Origin of the sequence: Duganella sp. Root198D2 (genome assembly GCF_001428585.1) — a bacterium.
GTDB lineage: Bacteria > Pseudomonadota > Gammaproteobacteria > Burkholderiales > Burkholderiaceae_D > Rugamonas.
The window spans coordinates 21314-42012 of sequence record NZ_LMIC01000048.1; the positions used below are offsets into that span (position 1 = coordinate 21314).

The 20699-nt window shown below is 63.5% G+C and carries 13 protein-coding genes; 9 read left to right on the forward strand and 4 right to left on the reverse strand.

Annotated features, from left to right (window positions below):
- The first annotated feature begins 65 nt into the window (after positions 1 to 65).
- Complete coding sequence (locus tag ASE26_RS31105; RefSeq protein ID WP_057247059.1) at positions 66 to 1835, forward strand: GDSL-type esterase/lipase family protein; 1770 nt, start codon at positions 66 to 68, stop codon at positions 1833 to 1835.
- On the opposite strand, the gene ASE26_RS30255 is transcribed toward ASE26_RS31105, so the two are convergent.
- From ASE26_RS30255 to garD, 4 genes are read right to left on the reverse strand one after another with little or no spacing between them, the layout of a single operon-like run.
- Entirely contained in the window at positions 1832 to 4351 is a 2520-nt protein-coding gene (locus ASE26_RS30255) for a family 43 glycosylhydrolase (RefSeq protein ID WP_082591462.1), read from the reverse strand. The two genes, ASE26_RS31105 and ASE26_RS30255, sit on opposite strands and share 4 nt — an antisense overlap.
- The gene (locus tag ASE26_RS23855; protein WP_055929726.1) at positions 4348 to 5229 is read right to left on the reverse strand and encodes an aldose 1-epimerase; all 882 of its coding nucleotides are present in this window, start codon (positions 5227 to 5229) and stop codon (positions 4348 to 4350) included. The genes ASE26_RS30255 and ASE26_RS23855 overlap by 4 nt, the downstream gene beginning before the upstream one ends.
- The gene (locus ASE26_RS23860) at positions 5226 to 6041 is read right to left on the reverse strand and encodes an NAD(P)-dependent oxidoreductase (protein ID WP_057247060.1); all 816 of its coding nucleotides are present in this window, start codon (positions 6039 to 6041) and stop codon (positions 5226 to 5228) included. Before ASE26_RS23860 ends, ASE26_RS23855 begins: the two co-directional genes overlap by 4 nt.
- Positions 6042 to 6057: 16 nt before the next feature.
- Positions 6058 to 7614 carry a galactarate dehydratase gene (garD, locus tag ASE26_RS23865; protein WP_057247061.1) on the reverse strand — a complete coding sequence of 519 codons (1557 nt, stop codon included), beginning with the start codon at positions 7612 to 7614 and terminating at the stop codon, positions 6058 to 6060.
- Positions 7615 to 7777: 163 nt separating this feature from the next.
- Between garD and ASE26_RS23870 the strand changes: the two genes are divergently transcribed.
- The 8 genes from ASE26_RS23870 to ASE26_RS23905 all read left to right on the forward strand — a co-directional run bounded on the left by ASE26_RS23870 (position 7778) and on the right by ASE26_RS23905 (position 20699).
- Positions 7778 to 9181, forward strand: coding sequence for a glycoside hydrolase family 105 protein (locus ASE26_RS23870; protein ID WP_055929717.1), 1404 nt, complete (start codon positions 7778 to 7780; stop codon positions 9179 to 9181).
- A 9-nt stretch (positions 9182 to 9190) separates the two neighbouring features.
- Positions 9191 to 10402 (forward strand): DUF4861 family protein, encoded by a 1212-nt coding sequence (locus tag ASE26_RS23875; RefSeq protein ID WP_055929714.1) that lies wholly within the window; start codon positions 9191 to 9193, stop codon positions 10400 to 10402.
- Positions 10403 to 10437: 35 nt separating this feature from the next.
- Positions 10438 to 12261, forward strand: a complete 1824-nt coding sequence (locus ASE26_RS23880) for a glycoside hydrolase family 28 protein (protein WP_057247062.1) — start codon at positions 10438 to 10440, stop codon at positions 12259 to 12261.
- A gap of 126 nt (positions 12262 to 12387) precedes the next feature.
- Entirely contained in the window at positions 12388 to 15336 is a 2949-nt protein-coding gene (locus tag ASE26_RS23885) for a TonB-dependent receptor (RefSeq protein WP_055929709.1), read from the forward strand.
- Positions 15337 to 15455: 119 nt separating this feature from the next.
- Positions 15456 to 16730: an HD-GYP domain-containing protein gene (locus ASE26_RS23890; protein WP_162259199.1), complete on the forward strand. Its 1275-nt coding sequence runs from the start codon at positions 15456 to 15458 to the stop codon at positions 16728 to 16730.
- Positions 16731 to 16845: 115 nt separating this feature from the next.
- Complete coding sequence (locus tag ASE26_RS23895) at positions 16846 to 17160, forward strand: hypothetical protein (RefSeq protein ID WP_082591476.1); 315 nt, start codon at positions 16846 to 16848, stop codon at positions 17158 to 17160.
- A gap of 5 nt (positions 17161 to 17165) precedes the next feature.
- On the forward strand, positions 17166 to 18458 hold the full coding sequence (locus tag ASE26_RS23900) for an FAD-dependent oxidoreductase (RefSeq protein WP_057247065.1): 1293 nt from the start codon (positions 17166 to 17168) through the stop codon (positions 18456 to 18458).
- Positions 18459 to 18569: 111 nt separating this feature from the next.
- Positions 18570 to 20699 carry an alpha-amylase family glycosyl hydrolase gene (locus ASE26_RS23905; RefSeq protein ID WP_057247066.1) on the forward strand — a complete coding sequence of 710 codons (2130 nt, stop codon included), beginning with the start codon at positions 18570 to 18572 and terminating at the stop codon, positions 20697 to 20699.

The following is a 20699-nucleotide window of genomic DNA, read 5'->3' on the forward strand; positions in this document are numbered from 1 at the left end:
TGGCCTGACCACTTGCAAGCGCGGTCGGACCAAAATAAAATGAGGCGAACTTCCGGGGGAGCCTCATGCTGCGTCACATCCTTTTGTCCCTGGCCTGTGCGGCCATCTTGCCAGCCCACGCTGCCGATCGCATCATCCTGGTCGGCGATTCGACCGTCGCCAGCGGCGGGGGATACGGCGACTACCTGTGCCGGCGACAGCGCGCCGGCACTACCTGCCTCAATCTCGCCAAGAACGGCCGCAGTTCCGGCTCCTTCCGTGCCGAGGGCCGCTGGGACGAGGTACTGGCATTGCTGCGCGATGGAGCCGGCTTCCACAATACTTATGTGCTGATGCAGTTCGGCCACAACGACCAGCCGGGCAAGCCCGGCCGCTCGACGGACCTGGTCAAGGAATACCCTGCGAACCTGGCGCGCTATGTGGCCGACGTGAAGGCGGGTGGCGGCGTGCCGGTGCTGGTGACCTCTCTCACGCGCCGCAGCTTCCGCAATGGCTACGTGTGGAATGACCTGGCGCCCTGGGCATCGGCCGCACGCGAAGTGGCGCGGAGCGAAGGGGTAGCGGTGCTGGACTTGAATGCGCTATCCCTGGCTGCCGTGCAGGCCATGGGACCGGAAAAGGCCGACACGCTGGCCCAACCTAAAGGCGCAGGATTCGACTACACCCACCTTGGTCCAAAAGGCGGGCGCTTCTTCGGCGACATGGCCGCGCGCGAACTGGTGCGCCTGTTCCCTGCCCTCGGGCCCCTGACAGATCCTGCTGAGACCTCGCGCCAGGCTGCGCGCGAACACGCGCCTGCCGACGGTTGGGCCGGCGAGCAAGGCGGCACGCATGGCGGCGCCGCTGCTCCTGCCTCGGCCTTGCATACCGTCGCCACTCCGGCCGAACTTCGCACGGCCTTGGCCGCCGCTCACGATGCACGCATCATCCAGGTACGCGGCATGCTCGACATGGCCGACGGAGCCAAGCCTGGCTTGCTGCGGATTCCATCCAACACCACGCTGATCGGGCTTGGCGAAGATGCGGGCCTTGTGAATGCGAGCATTATTGTGGCCAACGTGAGCCAGGTCGTTATCCGCAACCTCGCGCTCAGCAATCCATGCGACCCCGATCCGAAATGGGATCCCCAGGACGGGCCGCACGGCAACTGGAATTCGCAGCACGACGGCATTACCGTCACCGGTTCGCATCACGTCTGGCTCGACCATAACAGCTTCACCGATGCGCCGCGCACCGACGGCCAGTCGCCCAAAGAGAACGGCATGCTGAAGCAGTGCCACGACGGCGCACTCGATATCACGGCGGCTTCTGACTTCGTCACCGTGTCGTACAACCACTTCGCATTGCACGAAAAGAACACACTGGTTGGAGCCAGCGACCGCGCCACCGGCGATGAAGGCCACCTGCGCGTGACCTTCTCGAACAACTTCTTCGACCACGTGACAGCGCGCACTCCACGCGTAAGGTTCGGGCAAGTCCACTTGTTCAACAACTTCCACAAGGGTTCGCGCAAGCATGCCGAGTACGCGCATGAATACAGCGTCGGCGTCGCCAAACAGGCGCGCGTGATCATCGATGCCAACGCCTACGACATCGAAGGCGCGCGTGGCTGCGGCGATGTGCTGCACAATCCGGGCATGTCCGAACCGGGCTCGGTCCTTGACCGCGGCTCGCAATTGAACGGCAAAACACTGGCCGATTGCGGCTTCCCTACAGACGTCGGATGGAGCGTCCCCTACGGCTATACCGCCCTCCCCGCTGGCGACGTGCAGCCCAACGTCATGGCTAATGCCGGTGCCGGCCACCTATCCAGACTCCGCCCCGCGGCCCGCTAAGGCGTGATCCGCAGATAATCGATGTCGGCGTAAGAACCCTTCGCGCCGGTGGCGAACAGTGCGATCTGGGCGCCGACCCAGCGGCCCATAGCGGCGGTGAACGGCGTGCCTGCGGGTGTGAAGTGGACGCCGTCCTGGCCATAGGAGAACGCGGTTTGGCCACCAGCGCCAACATCCATGCGCAAATGGACGGACGTCTTCAGCGGCAACGGGAACGATGCTTCCTGCTGTTCCTTGCATCTATCATTGGCTGCCTCGCAGCGTACGTAGGCAACACGCAGTTCGCCGTGCTCGCGGCGCAGGCCCAGCCAGGCGTAGCTTTGGCCGTACATGGCCAGGCCGACCATATCGCCGTCGGCAACAGCATGCAGGTCGACCTTCGTCACTGCGGTAAAGACTGGCGCAGGAGGTTTCTGCGTCAGCACTGCAGGCAATGATCGCAGCGGCGCGATAGCGGCTTCGCCATTCGCCGGCGCTGCCACGGGCTGAGCGTACAGGCGCAGGAAGCCGGCACGTGCAGTCAGCGAGTTCCAGCCGGGTGCCGGATTGGCCACCCATTGCCACTGCGGTGCGAGGCGCTTTGCGCCGAACTCGTCGCCGCTTGCCAGCGACGCCGGCGCCGGTCCCGCTATCGGCTTGGCGTATTCAAGCACAGGCTGTCCCACACCCGGCTTGACGGAAGGCTCGCCGATGAGCGGCCAACCATCATCCAGCCAGCGCATAGGCTGCAAATGCACCACGCGGCCGAACGCGCGCTTGTCCTGGAAGTGATAGAACCAGTCGCCGCCATCTTCCGCTCCCACCCAGGCGCCCTGGTGCGGACCGTTGGTGGAGGAACTGCCCTGCTCCATAACGATGCGCGCTTCATACGGTCCGTCGATATGCCGTGAACGGAACACCGACTGCCATCCCGACTCCACACCACCGGCCGGTGCGAACACGTAGTACCAGCCATTGCGCTTATAGAGCTTGGGGCCTTCCAGCGTCTTATAGCCCGGCAGCGTATTGCCATCGATGACCACGCGGCTGACCTGGTCCAGCATGCGGCTGCCGTCCGGCGCCATAGGGCGCAGGCTCAGGACGTTGTTGAAGCCCGCGCGCGACTTCGCCCACCCATGCAGCAGCCACGCTTTGCCGTCGTCGTCCCACAGCGGCGCTGGATCGATCAAGCCTTTACCGGCCATGATCAGCCGCGGCTTGCTCCATGGGCCAGCAAAGTCTTTGGCGGTGATGACGTAGATGCCGAAATCCGGATCGGGATAGAAGATCCAGAACTTGCCATCGCGAAAGCGCAGGCACGGCGCCCATACGCCCTTGCCATGCTGCGGCGTGCGAAACGCCTTTCCCGGCACCAGCCTTCGCAGGGCATGGCCGACCAGCCTCCAGTTCACCATATCGCCCGACTCCAGCAATGGCAGGCCAGGTACATTGGTGAAACTTGAAGAAGTCATGTAGTAGCGCTTGCCGACGCGGATTACATCCGGGTCCGAATAGTCGGCATGCAGGATCGGGTTGCGGTAACGGCCATCGGCCAAATCCGGCGACCACGGCGCGCGGCGCGTTTGCGGTACGCCGAGCGTGCGCTCAAGGAAACCTTGCATGGCATCGACAGTCGGGGCCAGCCAAGGGTCGAACAACCAGAAAGAGTGCGGCGTCCCGGGTAAATGCACATGCTCGGCCGGTATCTTGTATTGCCTGAGCCGCGCCGCCAACGCCTCGCGCCCAACGCTGAAGCGCGCCTGGGCGCTGGTGACAAACAGTACCGGCGCGCTGCCTGCACCTGCATGCGTCAGGGGCGATGCATCGCGCCAACGCGCTTCCTGTTCGGCATAGCGGCCGCCCAACCAGGCAGCGGCCGCGGACGGGTTCCTGGCCGGGTCGTCTTCATGCTTGCGCGCCTCCTCGGAGGTAAAGTCGGACAGGCCATCTATATTAATGGCCGCCTGCACGGCACTCGACGCATCACTGCCGCTCGTCATGCCGACCAATGCAGCAATCTGGCCGCCCGCCGATCCACCGGCGGCGGCGATGCGCTTATCGTCCAGGCCATATTGCGGCGCCGCCAGGCGCAGCCAGCGAACCGCCTGTTTGACATCGTCGATCGCAGCAGGATACTGTGCTTCGCCTGACAAACGATAATCGACCGTGGCGGCCGCGAAGCCTCGCGCCGCAAGGCGGGCAGCCAGTGGCGCCATATTTTCCCGTGTGCCGCTGCGCCATCCCCCGCCGTGGACCAGCACGACCAGCGGCGAAGGGCGTTCATCGCCGCCGCCATTCGGCCCGGGCAGGTAAAGGTCGAGCTGCAACGCATGCTCTGCGCGTTGGGCATATGTAAGGTTGCGCAGCACGCGAACCGGTGCAGGTGCCTCTGCAGCAGCAACCGCAATGTAAGGATACTGGCCGGCCAGCTTGGCAAACGTTGTTCCGGCGTTATATGGCGCCTCCCCAGATGCCGCCATGCTGTTCGCCCCGGCGGCCAGCCAGGCGACGCCCAGCACGGCTTGCAGCCTCCTCATGCAATCTCCTCAACCGCAAACCGTACGGTGCGCCGCAAACTCTGCCCTGGCGCCAGGACGGTAAGGCCATTCGCGGCCGCACCGCCCGGCAGGTTATGCGCGTTGACCGGATGGTCGACCGGCTCGAAACAGAAGAAGTCCTTGCCCGCTGGGACGTACAGGATGTAATAAGCCATGTCTGCGCTGATGCGCAGCCGCAAACGTCGCGTCGGCCAGTCGATCTGTGCGCGGCCATCCCAGCCGGTGAAGGCGTTATCGACGCCTGCACGCGGCAGTGGGCGCGCCGCATCGCCGCCGAAATCCCATGCCGACGGCACAGTGCTGCGTGCCGCGGGCAGCTTGTCGGCGTCGGACAGCCACACGCCATCTGCGGCAGCCCGCAACCGCGCGCCTTCCGGGTCGGGCAGCCATGGATGCAGCCCGAGGCCAAACGGCAGCGGATGCTGGCCGTCGTTGGTCACCTTGAGCGTCACCCGCAACGCGTTGTCCGACAGCGTATAGGCCATGTGCGCGGTGAATGCGAATGGCGAACCGTCGCGGCGGTGGAGCGAGAGCACGACGCTGCTGTCGTCCCTGGCCTCGACGTTCCACGGCATGCGCCAGCCATCGCCATGGATCGGGCAAGGTTCGCCTGCGCGTGTTGGCGCGGGCGTGATACGGCGGCCTTCAAATTCAAAACCTTCAGGGGCGATCCGGTTGGACCAGGGGACGAGCGGGAAACAGGCCAACTGGCCCGGCAGCGGCTGCGCGACGCCGTCTGGAGCCGGGCGCAGCACCGCAGCCGGCGCAATGCCGCCGAGCCAGTCAAGCCGCGCCAGGCCGCCGCCGGCAGCCGGCAGCACTACCGCCTGCAAGCAGCCGCTGCGCAGTTCGATCATTTGAACATCGGGCCATCGAGCAGGAATTTACCGCCCTGGTAGATGGTGGTGATGTCGTCCTTCTGCGGGAAGTCGGAAGTATCCGGGAACAGGTGCGCGAACTTCGCCGACGAATCCTTCGGGCGATAGCCCAGGTGCGCCGCATAGCGGTTATCCCACCACACCGAATCGTTGTCCGACATGCCGAACACAATGGTGTGGCCCACACGCGGTGCGAACAGCGAGCAGCGCAGCAGCTCCGTCAAATCGTCATACGAAAGGTAGGTCGACATCATGCGCTTGTTGGCCGGCTGGGGGAAGCTGGAGCCGATGCGGATGCAGACAGTCTCGATGCCGAAGCGGTCGTAGTAGTAGCGCGACATCTGCTCGCCAAATACCTTTGAAATGCCGTACATGCTGTCCGGCCGCGTCGGCATGTTCGCATCCAGCATATCGGTGGTCTTGTAGTAGCCGATCGCATGGTTCGAGCTGGCGAACATCAGGCGCTTCACGCCGTGCTTATAGGCCGCCTCGTACAGGTTCGCCACGCCAAGGATATTGGCCTGCATGATCGCCTCGAACGGTGCTTCGGTCGAAATGCCGCCGAAGTGCAGCACGGCATCCACGCCCTCCATCAGCTTCATCACCGCGGCCTTGTCGGACAGGTCGCACTGCACCAGCTCCTCGCCGGGGCGCGCCTCGCCCATGTCGGCGATATCGCTCAGGCGCACCACTTCCGCCCACGGCTTGATGCGGTCGCGCAGCACTTTCCCCAGGCCGCCCGCAGCGCCGGTCATCAGGATCCGCTTGAATGGTTTTCCAGTTTGCGTCATGTCTTTTACTCCGTCATCAGGTTACCGGCGCTGGATTGAACAGCGCCAGCGAATTATGGATCTTCCAGTGTTCGGCCCAGGTTTCCTTGCCGCTCGCCACTTCCAGCATCAGGTGGAACAACTCCCAGCCGACATCCTCGATGCTGGCTTCGCCGCTGGCAATGCGTCCCGCGTTCACGTCCATCAGGTCGTGCCAGCGCTGCGCCAGGTCGTTGCGTGTGGCGACCTTGATCACCGGTACCGCCGCGAGGCCGTATGGCGTACCGCGGCCGGTGGTAAAAACGTGGATGTTCATGCCGGCCGCCATCTGCAGCGTGCCGCAAATGAAATCGCTGGCTGGCGTCGCCGCGTAGATCAGGCCTTTCTGCGTCAGCTTGTCGCCCGGGGACAGCACGCCGTTGATGGCCCCCGAACCGGACTTCACTATCGAACCCATGGCTTTTTCCACAATGTTCGACAGGCCGCCTTTCTTGTTGCCCGGCGTGGTGTTGGCGCTGCGGTCAACGCCGCCGCGCTTCAGGTAATCGTCGTACCACTGCATTTCGCGGATCATCGCCGCCGCCACTTCGGGCGTCTCGGCGCGCGAAGTAAGCTGGTCGATGCCGTCGCGCACTTCGGTCACTTCCGAGAACATCACGCTGGCGCCGGCGCGCACCAGCAGGTCGGTGGCATAGCCCACTGCCGGATTGGCAGTCACGCCGGAGAAAGCATCGCTGCCGCCGCACTGCACGCCGACCACCAGTTCGGACGCAGGCACGGTTTCGCGCTGGCGTGCATTCAACGCTTTCAGGTGATGCTCCGCAGTGCGCATGATCGAGTCGATCATGGAATTGAAGCCGACATGCGCTCCGTCCTGCAGGCAGACCACGTCCGGCTCGCCGGCCGCCGCGTTAAGGTTGGCCGACGCGATCGGGATGCTCCCGGTCGGGAACAGTCGCGTGGGCGGCAGCTTCTCGCAGCCGAGACTGACCACCATCACCTGGTTGCCGAAGTTCGGGTTCCTGCTGATATTGCGCAGCGTGCGAATCGGCACATCGGCGCCCGGCGCATCGATCGCCACGCCACAGCCGTAGATATGCTCCAGCCCCACCACATCATCCACATTGGGATAGCGCGGCAGCAGTTCTTCCTTGATGCGCTTGACCGCGTGGTCGACCACGCCCGACACGCACTGCACGGTGGTAGTCACGGCCAGGATATTGCGCGTGCCGACCGAACCATCGGCATTCCGGTAACCCTGGAAGGTGTAGCCCTCCAGCGGCGGCAGCGGCGCCGGCTTGCGGGTGCCGATCGGCAGGCCATCCAGCGAACGGGCGCCCGGCATGCGCAACACCTTCTCAGACACCCAGGAACCGCGGGGAATCGCCTGGTCTGCGTAACCGATGGTCACGTTATAGCGCGTCACGGCAGCGCCTTCAGCCAGGTCGGCCAGCGCGACTTTATGCCCTTGAGGCACGCCTTCGACCAGCGTCAGGCCGTCCGGGAATACCGAGCCAGCCGGCAAGCCGCCGTCATTGACCACGATGGCGACATTGTCAGCCTCGTGCATCTTGATGTAGCGTGCAATTTTCATAGAAATCCTTTGGGTACTTGCATTGTTCCTTGCCTTCGTTTTCAGTATGCCACACAAAAATCTCGATTGGCTAGTCCACCTTGCATATTTGGTCTGACCAAATTAGAATGGCCTGACCAGATGACGCACTTTCACCACACTTAAAACGTCGCATCGGAGACCTATGAAGCCGACATCGTCCCTGCTGGCAGCCGCCCTGGCATGCCTGTTCGTCCTCAACCCGGCCCACGCGGATGGCCCCTACCGCAATCCCGACAACAAAAACCAGAACGATGCCGGCGAAGGCAGCTACCCTGTGCCCTACAAGATGCCGACCGCCGCCGACATCACCGGCACGCTGCAAAAAGTGCGCGGCTATATGGACAGCGTGACCCCGACCCGCGTCATCAACAAAAAAACCGGCGCGCCGGTCAGCGACCTGAAAACCCCGGTGGCCGACGCGATCTTCGAACCGAGCAAGGGCGACTTCGGCATCCAGGTGTACGAAATGGGCGTGGTGCACTCCGGCTTGCTGCGCGCAGCCGAAGCGACCGGCGACCGCAATTTCCTCGCCATGACCGAGCGCCACTTCAACTTTTTCAAAGCGACCAAGCCTTACTTCACCGAGCAGGAGAAGCAGTTCAAGCTGGAGCGCGCCAACAGCTTCTCGCGCTTCCTCGACCCGCGCTCGCTCGATGATTCGGGTTCGATGTGCGCCGCCCTGATGCGCGCCCGCGCCGCCAAGGTCGGCCCCGACCTGTCGGACATGATCGCCACCTGCAGCGATTGGGTCGCCAACAAGCAGTTCCGCCTGAAAGACGGCACCCTGGCCCGCAAACGTCCTCAGGCTGAGTCATTGTGGGGCGATGACCTGTACATGGGCGTGCCGGCACTGGCTGAAATGGGGCGCATGACCGGCAAACGTTCCTACTACGACGACGCAGTGAACAATGTGCTGAACATGGCCGGCTACCTGTTCAACCCGCAGACCAACTTGTATACCCACGGCTGGCACGCCGGCATGAAGGATGCACCGAACTTCTACTGGTCGCGCGCCAACGGCTGGGCGGTGCTGGCCATGTCCGACCTGCTGGACGTGCTGCCGCAAGACCATCCCGGCTATCCGAAAGTACTGGCGCAATTGCGCCTGTCGCTGAAAGGCATTGCAGAGCGCCAGTCCGGCGGCGGCTTGTGGCACCAGATGATCGACCGCAACGACTCCTATCTGGAAACCTCGGCTTCGGCCATCTTCACCTACGTGATTGCGCATGCCGTCAACCAGGGATGGATTTCGCCGGCGCCGTACGGTTCCATCGCCCAAGCCGGCTGGGCCGGACTGCAGACCAGGGTCACCGACAAAGGCGAAGTGGAAGGCACTTGCGTCGGCACCACGCTGGCCGGCGACCAGGTGTACTACTACAACCGCCCGACCAGCAAACACGCGCTGCATGGCTACGGCCCTGTACTGCTGGCAGGCGCCGAAATGATCAAGCTGGTCACCAATCCCAAGCTCGATATCCAGTACCGCGTGCGCACCTACCATTACCTGCCGAAAGGCGGCGAGACCGACTACCGCGAACACCACTAAGGAGCAGCCATGAAGACCACCCGCATCCTTGCCGCACTGGCCGCCGCCCTGCCCGCGCTTGCCGCCAGCGCAGCGGAGCGCCTGACCATCACGCTGCAGCACGACCTCGACATCGCGCGTCCCTCGGAGACTGTAGGCGTGCCATGGTCGGAAGTGAACAAGGCCTTGCCGCACGCACTGGTGCAAAAGATCGCCGTGCGCGATGGCTCCGGCCGCGTGGTGCCGCACCAGGTCACCAACGTTGCGCCACAGGCGAAAGATCCGCAGAACGTCGGCATCGCCTACGGCGAGCTGATTTTCCAGCACAGCTTCAAGGCAGGCGAAAAGTCCGCCACCTACACCGTAGAAAAGATCGACGGCGTCGCACCCGTATTCGCCGCGCAAACCTTCGCCCGTTACGTGCCCGAGCGCCTGGACGACTTCGGCTGGGAGAACGACAAGATCGGCCACCGCACCTACGGCCCCGCCCTGGCCGCCCCGGCGCCGCCCGGCGTCGCAAAGGAGGTGCTGGTGACCTCCGGCCTGGACCTGTGGTTCAAGCGCGTGCCCTACCCTATCGTCGACCGCTGGTACAACAAAGGCCACGACCACTACCACCATGACGAAGGCGAAGGCATGGACATGTACAACGTCGGCCGCTCGCGCGGCGCCGGCGGTACCGGCATATGGGACGGCGGCAAGCTGTATGTCTCGACCAACTACGCAAGCTGGAAAGTACTGGCCAATGGCCCGGTGCGTTCAGTGTTCGAACTGGCGTACGCCGCGTGGGACGCTGCCGGTACGCCCGTCACGGAAACCAAGCGCTTCACCGTCGACGCAGGCCAGCAGCTCGACATGATCGAATCCACATTCTCCTATGCAGGCGAGAAGCCGCTGACCATTGCGGCAGGACTGAACAAGACGCCAAGCGACAAAGGCCAAAGCCCGCAAATCGCCACCAGGCGCGAAGGCAGGATATTGCTGCAATGGGTCGAGCAGTCCAGCAACGGCGCCTTCGGTACCGCCCTCATCGTGCCCACCGCGCAAGGCTTTGCAGAGGACAGCTTGAACGAATTGATCCTCGCCCCGGCAACGGCAGGCAAGCCATTCCGCTACTACGCCGGCGGCGCCTGGAGCCGCGCCGGCGAAATCACCACCCGCGAGCAATGGGAAGCCTACATCGCCAACGCCGCCGCCCGCGCCGCCAATCCCGTGCGCACTGTCCTTGCGGTTTCCAAATGAAAATGTCCGCTCCGGGGTCAGGAACAAAAGTGGACATGTTGCGCTCACGCCGCGCCGTGCTTCGCGCAGCCGTCGCTGGCGGCACGCTGCTTGCGTCGCATCCCGCGCTCGCACGCATCGCTGCCGCCGCGGCGGCAGCGGTCAATGGCGGTCCCTGGCTGCGTGCAAGGGAAATCGCAGCACGCTTTGCCACACCGCTCACCTTCCGCAAGCAGGATTTCCTGGTGACGAAATATGGCGCCAAGCCCTGCAAACTGCTCTCCGTACAAGGCCAGATAGCCTCGCTCGAACCGGGCACGCTGCAAACGCCGGCGCAAGGCAGCCATGACTGCTACCCAGCCATCAGCGCTGCCATCGCAGCTGCACACCAAACCGGCGGCGGCCGCGTCGTCATCCCTGAAGGCGTGTGGTACATCAAGGGCCCGCTCGTGCTGCGCTCCAACGTCCACGTGCACCTGGCAAAAGGCGCCCGCCTGATGTTCAGCGCCAATCCGGACGATTACGCGAAATACGGCGACATCGACTGCGGCCGGAACGGCAAGCTGGTTCGCAGCCGCTGGCAAGGCAACGACTGCCTGAACTTCTCCCCGCTGGTCTACGCCCACGGCCAGAAGAATATCGCCCTCACCGGCGAAGACTGGACTTCCGTGCTCGACGGCCAGGGCGGCATCCCATTCGAAAATAACCCGCAGGAATGCTGGTGGGACTGGAAAGGCCGCGGCAAGCCCGCGCGTGAACGCACTGAAATCGCCCCCAACCCGGACAACGCCCCGCTCGCCCAGCGCGCGCCGCACCTCACACCGGAAGACCGCGCCCTGATCGCAGGCCCGGGCAACCGCTGGCAAACCGACTCGCGCTACCTGCCCGCGCTTTCCGAAGCCGGCATTCCGGGCAGGGAACGCATTTTCGGCCACGGCCACTTCCTGCGCCCCTGCATGGTCGAACTGATCGAGTGCGAAAACGTCCTGCTCCAGGGCTACCAAATCGCCGGTGCGCCATTCTGGGTGCACCACCCGGTCGCCAGCCGCAACGTCCACTTCAAGGACGTGAACATGCAAAGCCTCGGCCCGAACAGCGATGGCTTCGATCCTGAAGCCTGCGATGGCGTGCTGGTGGAAGGCTGCACCTTCAACAACGGCGACGACTGCATTGCCATCAAGGCCGGCAAGAACCAGGACACCCACTACGGCCCCACCCGCAATATCCTGATCCGCAATTGCGTGATGAACAGCGGCCATGGCGGCGTCACGCTGGGCAGCGAAATGGCCGGCGGCATTGAGCACATCTACGCCGAGCAGATCGAATTCAGGAACCTGCATTGGGCCAGCGATGCACTCAACACCGCCATTCGCCTGAAAACAAACATGAACCGCGGCGGTTTCCTGCGCCACCTCTACGTGCGCAATTGCACGCTGCCGAACGGCGTGCAGACCAGCCCGGGCATCTACAAGCCGCTGCCCGGCACCAGCAAGCCATCCGGACAGGTCGCCTCCGGCGCCGGCGCCGTAATCACCATCGACTGCGATTACGCGCCAGCGGACGACGCCGTGCGCAATCGCCCGCCGCAAGTATCGGACATCGAAATCTCAGGCCTCAAAGTCGGCAACGTCAACTCAGCCCAGGGCAAGGTCTCCTGTTACCAGGCCATGGTGCTGCTCGGCCCCGTCGCCGGCAGCTACAACGGCGCCGCAGGCTTAGCGATCCCCCCCATCACGCGCGTGAAAATCCGCGACTGCGACTTCGGAACGCCACGCAATGCCGGGCAACCGTTGTTTCTGCACAACGTACGCGGACTTGTGCTCGATAACGTCACCATAGGCGAAAAGCGCTACAGCGGGGAATTTTCCGCCGACGCCTGATCTGGACAGGCCAATTTTGCAAATAAATATATTTGGACTGACCACATTGCAAAAACATTAGCATAGAATACCAAAACCGGCCTGACCAATTACAAGAGCCGGCAGCAACGATAAACAGGAGATGGCATGAAGTTTACGGATCAAACCGAGGCCTTGCGCAAGTTCGCGCTGCGTCTCGTCGGCACTTACTCAGTCACCGCGCTCGCCATGGGCCTCGCCCACGCACAGTCCACCGCACCGGCCGCGCCGGCAGCAGAACCAGAAATGAAGGTAGTCGTCACCGGCCTGCGGGCCGCGCTGGAATCGGCGCTGAACAAAAAGCGCGAGGACAACGGCATCGTCGACGTCATCAAGGCCGAAGACATGGGCAAATTCCCCGACACCAACCTGGCCGAATCGCTGCAGCGCGTGCCGGGCGTGGTGATCGACCGCGATGCCGGCGAAGGGCGCAGCATCACCGTGCGCGGCCTGGGCCAGGACTTCACCCGCGTGCGCATCAACGGCCTGGAAGCGCTGGCCACCACCGGCGGCACCGACAGCTCCGGCGGCACCAACCGCTCGCGCGGCTTCGACTTCAACGTGTTCGCCTCCGAGTTGTTCTCGTCGCTGACTGTGCGCAAGAGCTCCTCCGCCGACGTGGATGAAGGCTCATTGGGCGCCACCGTCGACCTGCAGACCATGCGCCCCTTCGACCTGAAAGGCTTCAACGCTACGATCACCGCCAAAGGCAAGTACAACGACCTGTCGAAGAAGACCGACCCGCGCGTAGCTTTCCTGCTGTCCGACACCTTCGCCGACCGCAAAGTGGGCGTGCTGCTGTCCGGTGCCTTCTCCAAGCGCCAGCTGCTGGAAGAAGGCTTCTCCACCGTGCGCTGGGACAACGGCCCGTCGAGCGGCGGCTGGTGCGCACCGCAAGGCGTGAGCGCCAACCCGTCCAATTCCACTGCTGCGACTTGCGGGCCTGCTGCACAAGCCGTGCCACGCCTGCCTGCATCGCAAGCCGCGACCGATGCCTACAACCTGGCCAGCAACGCCAATAGCTTCCATCCGCGCCTGCCGCGCTATGGCCGCCTGACCCACGACCAGGACCGCATAGGCCTGACCGGTGCCGTGCAATGGCGCCCTATGCAAGGCTCGCTGGTCACCTTCGACATGCTGTATGCGAAGCTCGATGCGACGCGCCAGGAAGACTTCCTGGAAGCGATTTCGTTCAGCCGCTCCGCCAGCCAGGGCGGCAAGCCGCAAACCTCGGTAGTGGAAGCACAGTACGCACCGAACGGCAACCTGTTGTACGGCAAATTCAACGGCGTCGACATGCGCGCCGAGTCGCGCTTCGACAAGTTGTCCACCACGTTCACGCAGCCGACGCTGACCCTCGACCAGCGCTTGACCGATACCCTGCAACTGCAAGCACGCGTCGGCCGCGCCACGTCGAAGTTCCGCAATCCGGTGCAGACCACTACTACGCTCGATGCGCTGAACGTAAACGGCTACGCCATCGACTTCCGCCAGGATGATCGCCACCCGATCATTTCGCTGCCGTACGACCCGGCAGCCGGCGGCAGCATGGGAATTATCGGCGTGCCGCAGGTTGCCAGCGGCACCCAGCCGACCACCGTCGCCAACACCACCACCAGCGAGATCCGCATCCGCCCGCAGGGCGCCAACAATCGCAACGACACGGCGACCGTAGACTTGGCCTGGGAAGCTTCGGACGCGCTGACCATCAAGGGCGGCCTGAATCGCAAGAAGTACGACTTTGATTCCTATGAGTCGCGCCGCGTGAACCAGAACGACACCATCTTCGCGCCGCCCTCCGGTTCGGGCAACCTGGCCACCACGCTAAGCGGCTTTGGCAAAGGCCAGAACCTGCCGGCCGGCACCTATACCACCTGGTTGATCCCGGACCTGAACGCCATCGCCAAGGCGTATGACATCTACTGCAACTGCATCAAGAGCGGTCCGGCCGGAGGGCCGGGCGACTTCACCCTGTCCTCCGTCACCAACGGCAATGCCCGCGGCAACAACCGCTCCGTCAACGAGGAAGACAAAGGCTTCTACCTGATGGGCGAATTCAAGACGGAGCTCGGCACCATTCCCCTGCGCGGCAACTTCGGCGCCCGCTACGTCAAGACCGAGCTTTCTGCTACCGGCTACCAGGCTGCCGGCGGCGGCACTGCCGTTACCGTCAACAATGAATACTCGGACACCCTGCCATCGCTGAACATCGCCGCCACGCTGACACCGGACCTGATCGCACGCTTCGCCGCGGCCAAGGTGATGACCCGTCCGCAGCTGAACAACCTGTCGCCGGGCGGCACCATCGCTACCACCGGTACGCCGAGCATCACCACTGGCAATCCGCTGCTGAAGCCTTTCCGCGCCAAGACCTTCGACACCAGCCTCGAATACTACTTCGGCAAGAACGCCTTTGTCGGCCTGGGACTGTTCCAGAAGAACATCAGCACCTACATCCAGTCCCTGCGCACCAATATCGCGTTCAAGGACACCGGGCTGCCGATGTCGCTGCTGCCGGCCAATTTCACCGGCGAAGAAGTGTTCCAGGTGACGGCACCAATCAACACCGATGGCGGCAAGTTGAAGGGCTTCGAACTGAATTACCAGCAGCCGTTCACCTTCCTGCCAGCGTGGGGCAAGGACTTCGGCACGCTGCTGAACTACACCCATGTGAAGTCGAAGATCGAGTACGTGGTCTCGCCAACCAGCGACACCCGCATTACCGACGACTTGCTGAACCTGTCGCCGCGCTCGTGGAACGCCACGCTGTACTACGACAACGGCAAGCTCAGTGCCCGCATCTCGGCTTCTTCCCGCTCCTCGTTCGTAACCCGCGTGCCGGGCCAGAACAACAACGACGTCGAAGGCAAGAACAAGTCGCTGAACGTGGACCTCTCGCTGTCGTATAAAGTCAACGACAAGCTGGAATTCACGCTGGAAGGCGTGAACCTGACCAACGAAGAAAACGACCAGTTCGTGAGCCGCGCGCGCAACAGCGTGGTGGTGAACAACGTGACCGGCCGCGAATTCCTGGCCGGCTTGCGCTACAAGTTTTAAGGTGTTTCAAAGGCGTCTCTCCGCCTCTGCTTCCGGCCCCGCCTAGCGCGGGGCTTTTTTTTTCTGCGAGAATGTCCACATTCGTTCCTGACCCCAAGGTGGACGTTTTGGCTAGCGAAATGCAACTAAGTGAGGTTCCCGGCGAGAGCCCGCATTTCGTGCGCTCGGTTGCGGAAATGGGCGACACGCGCGATGTCATTGCCAGCCGGGATATCTATGCCAGCAACGGCACCAAGCTGCTGGCCAAGGGCGCCCGTATCGACAGCAAGCAGTTCGAAAAGCTTACCCGCTATAAGCTGTCCGCCCCGCTCGACCAGGTACTGTCTTCCGACAAGGCGGTGGATGGCGCCATGCTGGCGATCGAATTCGACCGCATCCTGGAACACGACGCCACCTACCGCCAGCTGCTCTCGCGTGCCGGCGATCCGCGCCAGTTAAAGCACTGCACTGCCAACCTGCGCCTGCACTCGACCGTCGAGTTGCGCCTGACCGTCATGGCGGACAAGCACGCCGAAATGTTCGAACACACCCTGCGCACTTCCATCATCTCCTTCGCCTGCGCCCAGCGCATGGGCGTTGCGGCGGCCGGCCTGCCCGCAGTGCTGCTGGCTTCCTTGTGCCACGACTTCGGCGAGATGCACACCGATCCGCGCATCCTCGACCAGTCGCACCAGGTCACGGCGCAAGAACGGCGCTTCGTGCACGTGCATCCTGTCACGGGATACGTGCTGCTGAAGGACTTGCCGGGCTTTCCCTCCGCCGCCAGCAAAGCCGTGCTGCAGCATCATGAACGGCTGGACGGCAGCGGTTACCCGCATGCCCTGCACGGCGCGCAGGTCGACCGGCTGGCACGCATCGTCGCTGCCGCCGATGTCACCGAAACAGTGTTGCGCCGCCTCGATATGCAGCGCCTTGAAATGCTGTACCGGATCAACAAGCCGCGTTTCGATGGCGATGTACTGGCCATCCTGCGCGACCTGTTGCAACCGCAGGCCGGCCAGCCCGCCGAAGCCGGCCCCGCCACCGATCCGTCTCGGCGCCTGAACCATTTATCGGATTTGCTGCAGGCCTGGTTCGACCTCAGGGCAATGCTGGAACAGCGCCCCGCCACCGATTCTCCGGGCTCGCCGATAGCCTTCCTGTTCGAGCGCATGGCGTCGATCCGCTCACTGGTGCTGCAAGCCGGCTTCAATCCGGACGATATGACCAGCATGCTGGCCATGATGCAGGACGACCCGGAGGTGCTGGCTGAAGTGCGCGCCATGCTCGATGAAATGGATTGGCTTCTGGCCGACCTGGCCAACGAGATCGACCGCCGTTCGCCGGAGCTTGACGGCCTGTCGCAGGGTGCCCTGAAAGACCTGATGCAGCGCCTGCGCCCTGAAGTTCATTAACAAAACGGTTGCAAATGCTTACACCGATTACATGGCACGATGTTTTTTGCGCGCACCGCCAGCCATATACTGCAGCCACGCGACTTGCGGAAACCAACAAATGAAAGGGTACGCCATGAAAACCACCAAGCTGTTCGCTGCCGTCCTGGTATCGGCCTTCGTCTTGCCAGCCTTCGCCCAATCCACTCCTAACCTCGACAAGCGCGAAGATCGCCAGCAAGGCCGCATCGCGCAAGGCATCGAGTCGGGCCAGTTGACCGCCAAGGAAGCGCAGCACCTGGAAGCACGCGAAGCCAAGCTGGCCAGCGACGAAGCAATGGCCAAGGCCGACGGCAAAGTGACCCGCAAGGAGCGCAACAAGCTGCAGCGCGAAGCTGACCGCAACAGCGCCGCCATCCACCACCAGAAGCACGACAAGCAGACCCGCTGATTCCAATGCCAGCGCGCTATGACGCCATCGTAATCGGCAGCGGCCCCGGTGGCGCCAGCGTCGCACAGTCGCTGGCGCGGCATGGCCAGCGCGTACTGGTACTGGAGCAAGGCAGCGGCGCCCCTTTGCGCGGCACGCTGGCCCAGATGGCGGGCATCGGCGCCATTCCCGGCAAGGGCGCTTTCCTCCATCGCGATGCATCGCTGCTGGTGCGCGGGCTGGCTACCGGCGGCAGCTCTACCCTGAATTTCGCCACCGCCGCCGCGCCCCCGCTCGAACGCTTCGCGGCGCTGGGCATCGACCTGGCACCCTCCCTCGCGGAATGCCGTGCCGAGCTCCCGATCGGCCAGTTGCCGGACGAACTGCTCGGCCCCATGGCCCGGCGCATCATGCAAGCCGCGCTGTCGTCCGGCCTGCCCTGGCAAAAGCTCGACAAGATGATCCGCCCCGCCGTCTGCCGCACCGGCTGCTGGCGCTGCGTCTATGGCTGTCCGTTTGGCGCCAAGTGGACTGCGCGCGACCTGCTGGATGACGCACGCCTGCACGGCGCCCATATCCTGGACAATGCGCAGGCCATGCGCGTCGTGCGCGAGCAGGGCCGCGCAACCGGCGTGGAATACCTGCGCGATGGCGCGGCACATACGGTCCAGGCCAAAGTTGTGATATTGGCCGGCGGCGGCATCGGCAGCCCGCGCCTGCTGCACGCTTCCGGGCTGGCGCCGCGCAGCCTGCCGTTCATCAGCGACCCGGTGGTGGCGGTGATGGGCGCGCTCGACGATATCGAAGGCGGTGCAGAGGTGCCGATGGCTGCCGGCATGGCGCTGCCGGAAGAAGGCCTGTCCTTCGCCGACCTGACGCTGCCCAGGCCGATGTACCAGGCCTTCGCGCTGCAGGTAGGCCGCATTGACCGCCTGTTCGCGCACCGCCGCACGCTCAGCATCATGGTCAAGATCCGCGACCAGGCCGGCGGCGGCATCGGCCCGCACTGGGTCGACAAGACGCTGCAGACGGAGGACCGCGAGCGCCTGCGCCGCGGCACCGCTATGGCGCGGCGCATCCTGTCCCAGGCCGGCGCCCGCCATCTATTCCAGAGCTGGCATTTCGCCGCTCACCCGGGCGGCGCGCTGGCCGTGGGCGGAGGCGGCCCGGCGTCCGTGGACAGCGAATTGCGCACAGCAACGCCCGGGCTCTACATCTGCGACGCCTCCGTCCTGCCCGTCCCCTGGGGCCTGCCGCCCACCCTCACGCTGCTTGCACTCGGCAAGCGCCTGGGGCACCGACTACAGGAATTGATGTAGTCAAAATACTTTGAATTTATCGCTTTTTCTGCTGCGTTTACGCCACACAGCAACAGTACACGTAGTCAAACTACTCCATACTTTGTCGACCAAACAAAGAAAGGAAGGACTATGGAGACGCAACGCAAGGCCCTGACTACGGCCATCCTGGCCGCATTCGCCATCCACGCGCAGGCCGCGCCAGACACCTCGGTCGGCAACAAGCAAGGCTTCAACACGGACGTGATCTACCAGATCGTGACCGACCGCCTGGCGGACGGCAACAGCGCCAACAATCCCACCGGCAGCGCCTTCAGCTCCGGCTGCACGCAGAAAAAACTGTTCTGCGGCGGCGACTGGAAAGGCATCCAGAACAAGATCGAAGATGGCTACCTGAGCGGCATGGGCATTACCGCCATCTGGATTTCGCAGCCGGTCGAAAACATCACCGCCGTGCTGAACTACTCGGGCACCAACAGCACCGCCTATCACGGCTATTGGGCGCGCGACTTCAAACGCGCCAATCCAGCCTTCGGCACCATGACTGATTTCACCAATATGATCAACGCGGCCCACGCCCGCAACATCAAGGTGATCATCGACTTCGCGCCCAACCATACCTCGCCCGCTTCGGCTAGCGACACCACCTTCGGCGAAAACGGCAAGCTGTATGACAATGGCGCCCTGATGGCGGGCTACGGTTCGGACCCGAATGGCTACTTCCACCATAATGGCGGCACCGATTTCTCCACGCTGGAAAGCGGCATTTACCGCAACCTGTTCGACCTGGCGGACCTGAACCACAATCACGCCACCGTTGACGGCTACATGAAGGCCGCCATCAAGGTCTGGCTGGACCTGGGCATTGACGGCATCCGCATGGACGCAGTCAAGCACATGCCTTTCGGCTGGCAAAAGAGCCTGATGTCCTATATCCACGGCTACAAGCCGGTGTTCACTTTCGGCGAGTGGTACCTGAGCGAGAATGAAGTCGATCCGGCCAACCACTACTTCTCCAACCGCAGCGGTATGAGCCTGCTGGACTTCCAGTTTGCGCAGAAAGTGCGCCAGGTCTTCAAGGATGGCTCGGCGAACATGACTTCGCTGAACCAGATGGTGAGCGATACCGCCGGACAGTACGCCCACGTGGCCGACCAGGTGACCTTCATCGACAACCACGACATGCCGCGCTTCCAGGTGGCCGGCGCCAGCGGCCGCAAGCTGGAACAGGCACTGGCCTTTACCCTTACCTCGCGCGGCGTGCCGGCCATCTACTATGGCACCGAGCAATACATGCAAGGCACCGGCGATCCCGACAACCGCGCGATGATGACGTCCTTCGCCACCACCACGGCGGCCTATAAACTGGTGGGCCGCCTGGCGCCGCTGCGCAAGTCCAATCCCGCCATCGCCTACGGCAGTACGCAGCAGCGCTGGGTCAATAACGATGTGCTGATCTATGAACGCAGCTTCGGCAACAACGTGGCCGTGGTGGCGATCAACCGCAACTTGTCCAGCGCAACGCCGATCAGCGGCTTCATCGCCGGCCTGCCCCCAGGCAGCTATACCGACGTGCTGAATGGCCTGGGCTTCAATGGCAACAGCATCACAGTCGGGGCCAACGGCGCGGTCGGCAACTTCACGCTGGCGGCCGGCGCTGTCGCGCTCTGGCAGTACACCGCTACAGTGGCTTCACCAAAACTTGGCCACGTGGGGCCAAATATGTCGATGCCCGGCAAGACCATTACCATCGACGGCCGCGGCTTCGGCGCTTCCAAAGGCACAGTGAAATTCGGCAGCACGGTGGTCAGCGGCGCCAATATCCTCTCGTGGGAAGATACCCAGGTCAAGGTACTGGTGCCAAGCGTGGCGGCAGGCATGAGCGGCGTGAGCATCGTTACTGCAGGCGCTGTGACGAGCGATAGCTGGGACAACTTCGAAATCCTCAGCGGCCCGCAGGTAACGGTACGTTTCGTCGTCGGCAACGCTACCACGGTGTCGGGCGAAAACGTCTACCTGGCCGGGGATAAGTTCGAACTTGCCAACTGGAGCGCAGCAGCGCCGCTTGGCCCGCTGTTCAACCAGGTGGTCTACAGCTATCCGAACTGGTACACCGATGTCAGCGTGCCGGCCGGCACCACGCTCAGCTACAAGTTCCTGAAGAAGAGCGCCAATCCCACCGTGTGGGAAGGCGGCGGCAACCACACTTTCACCACCCCGGCCAGCGGCACGGCGACAGTGAACGTGAACTGGCAGCCTTGA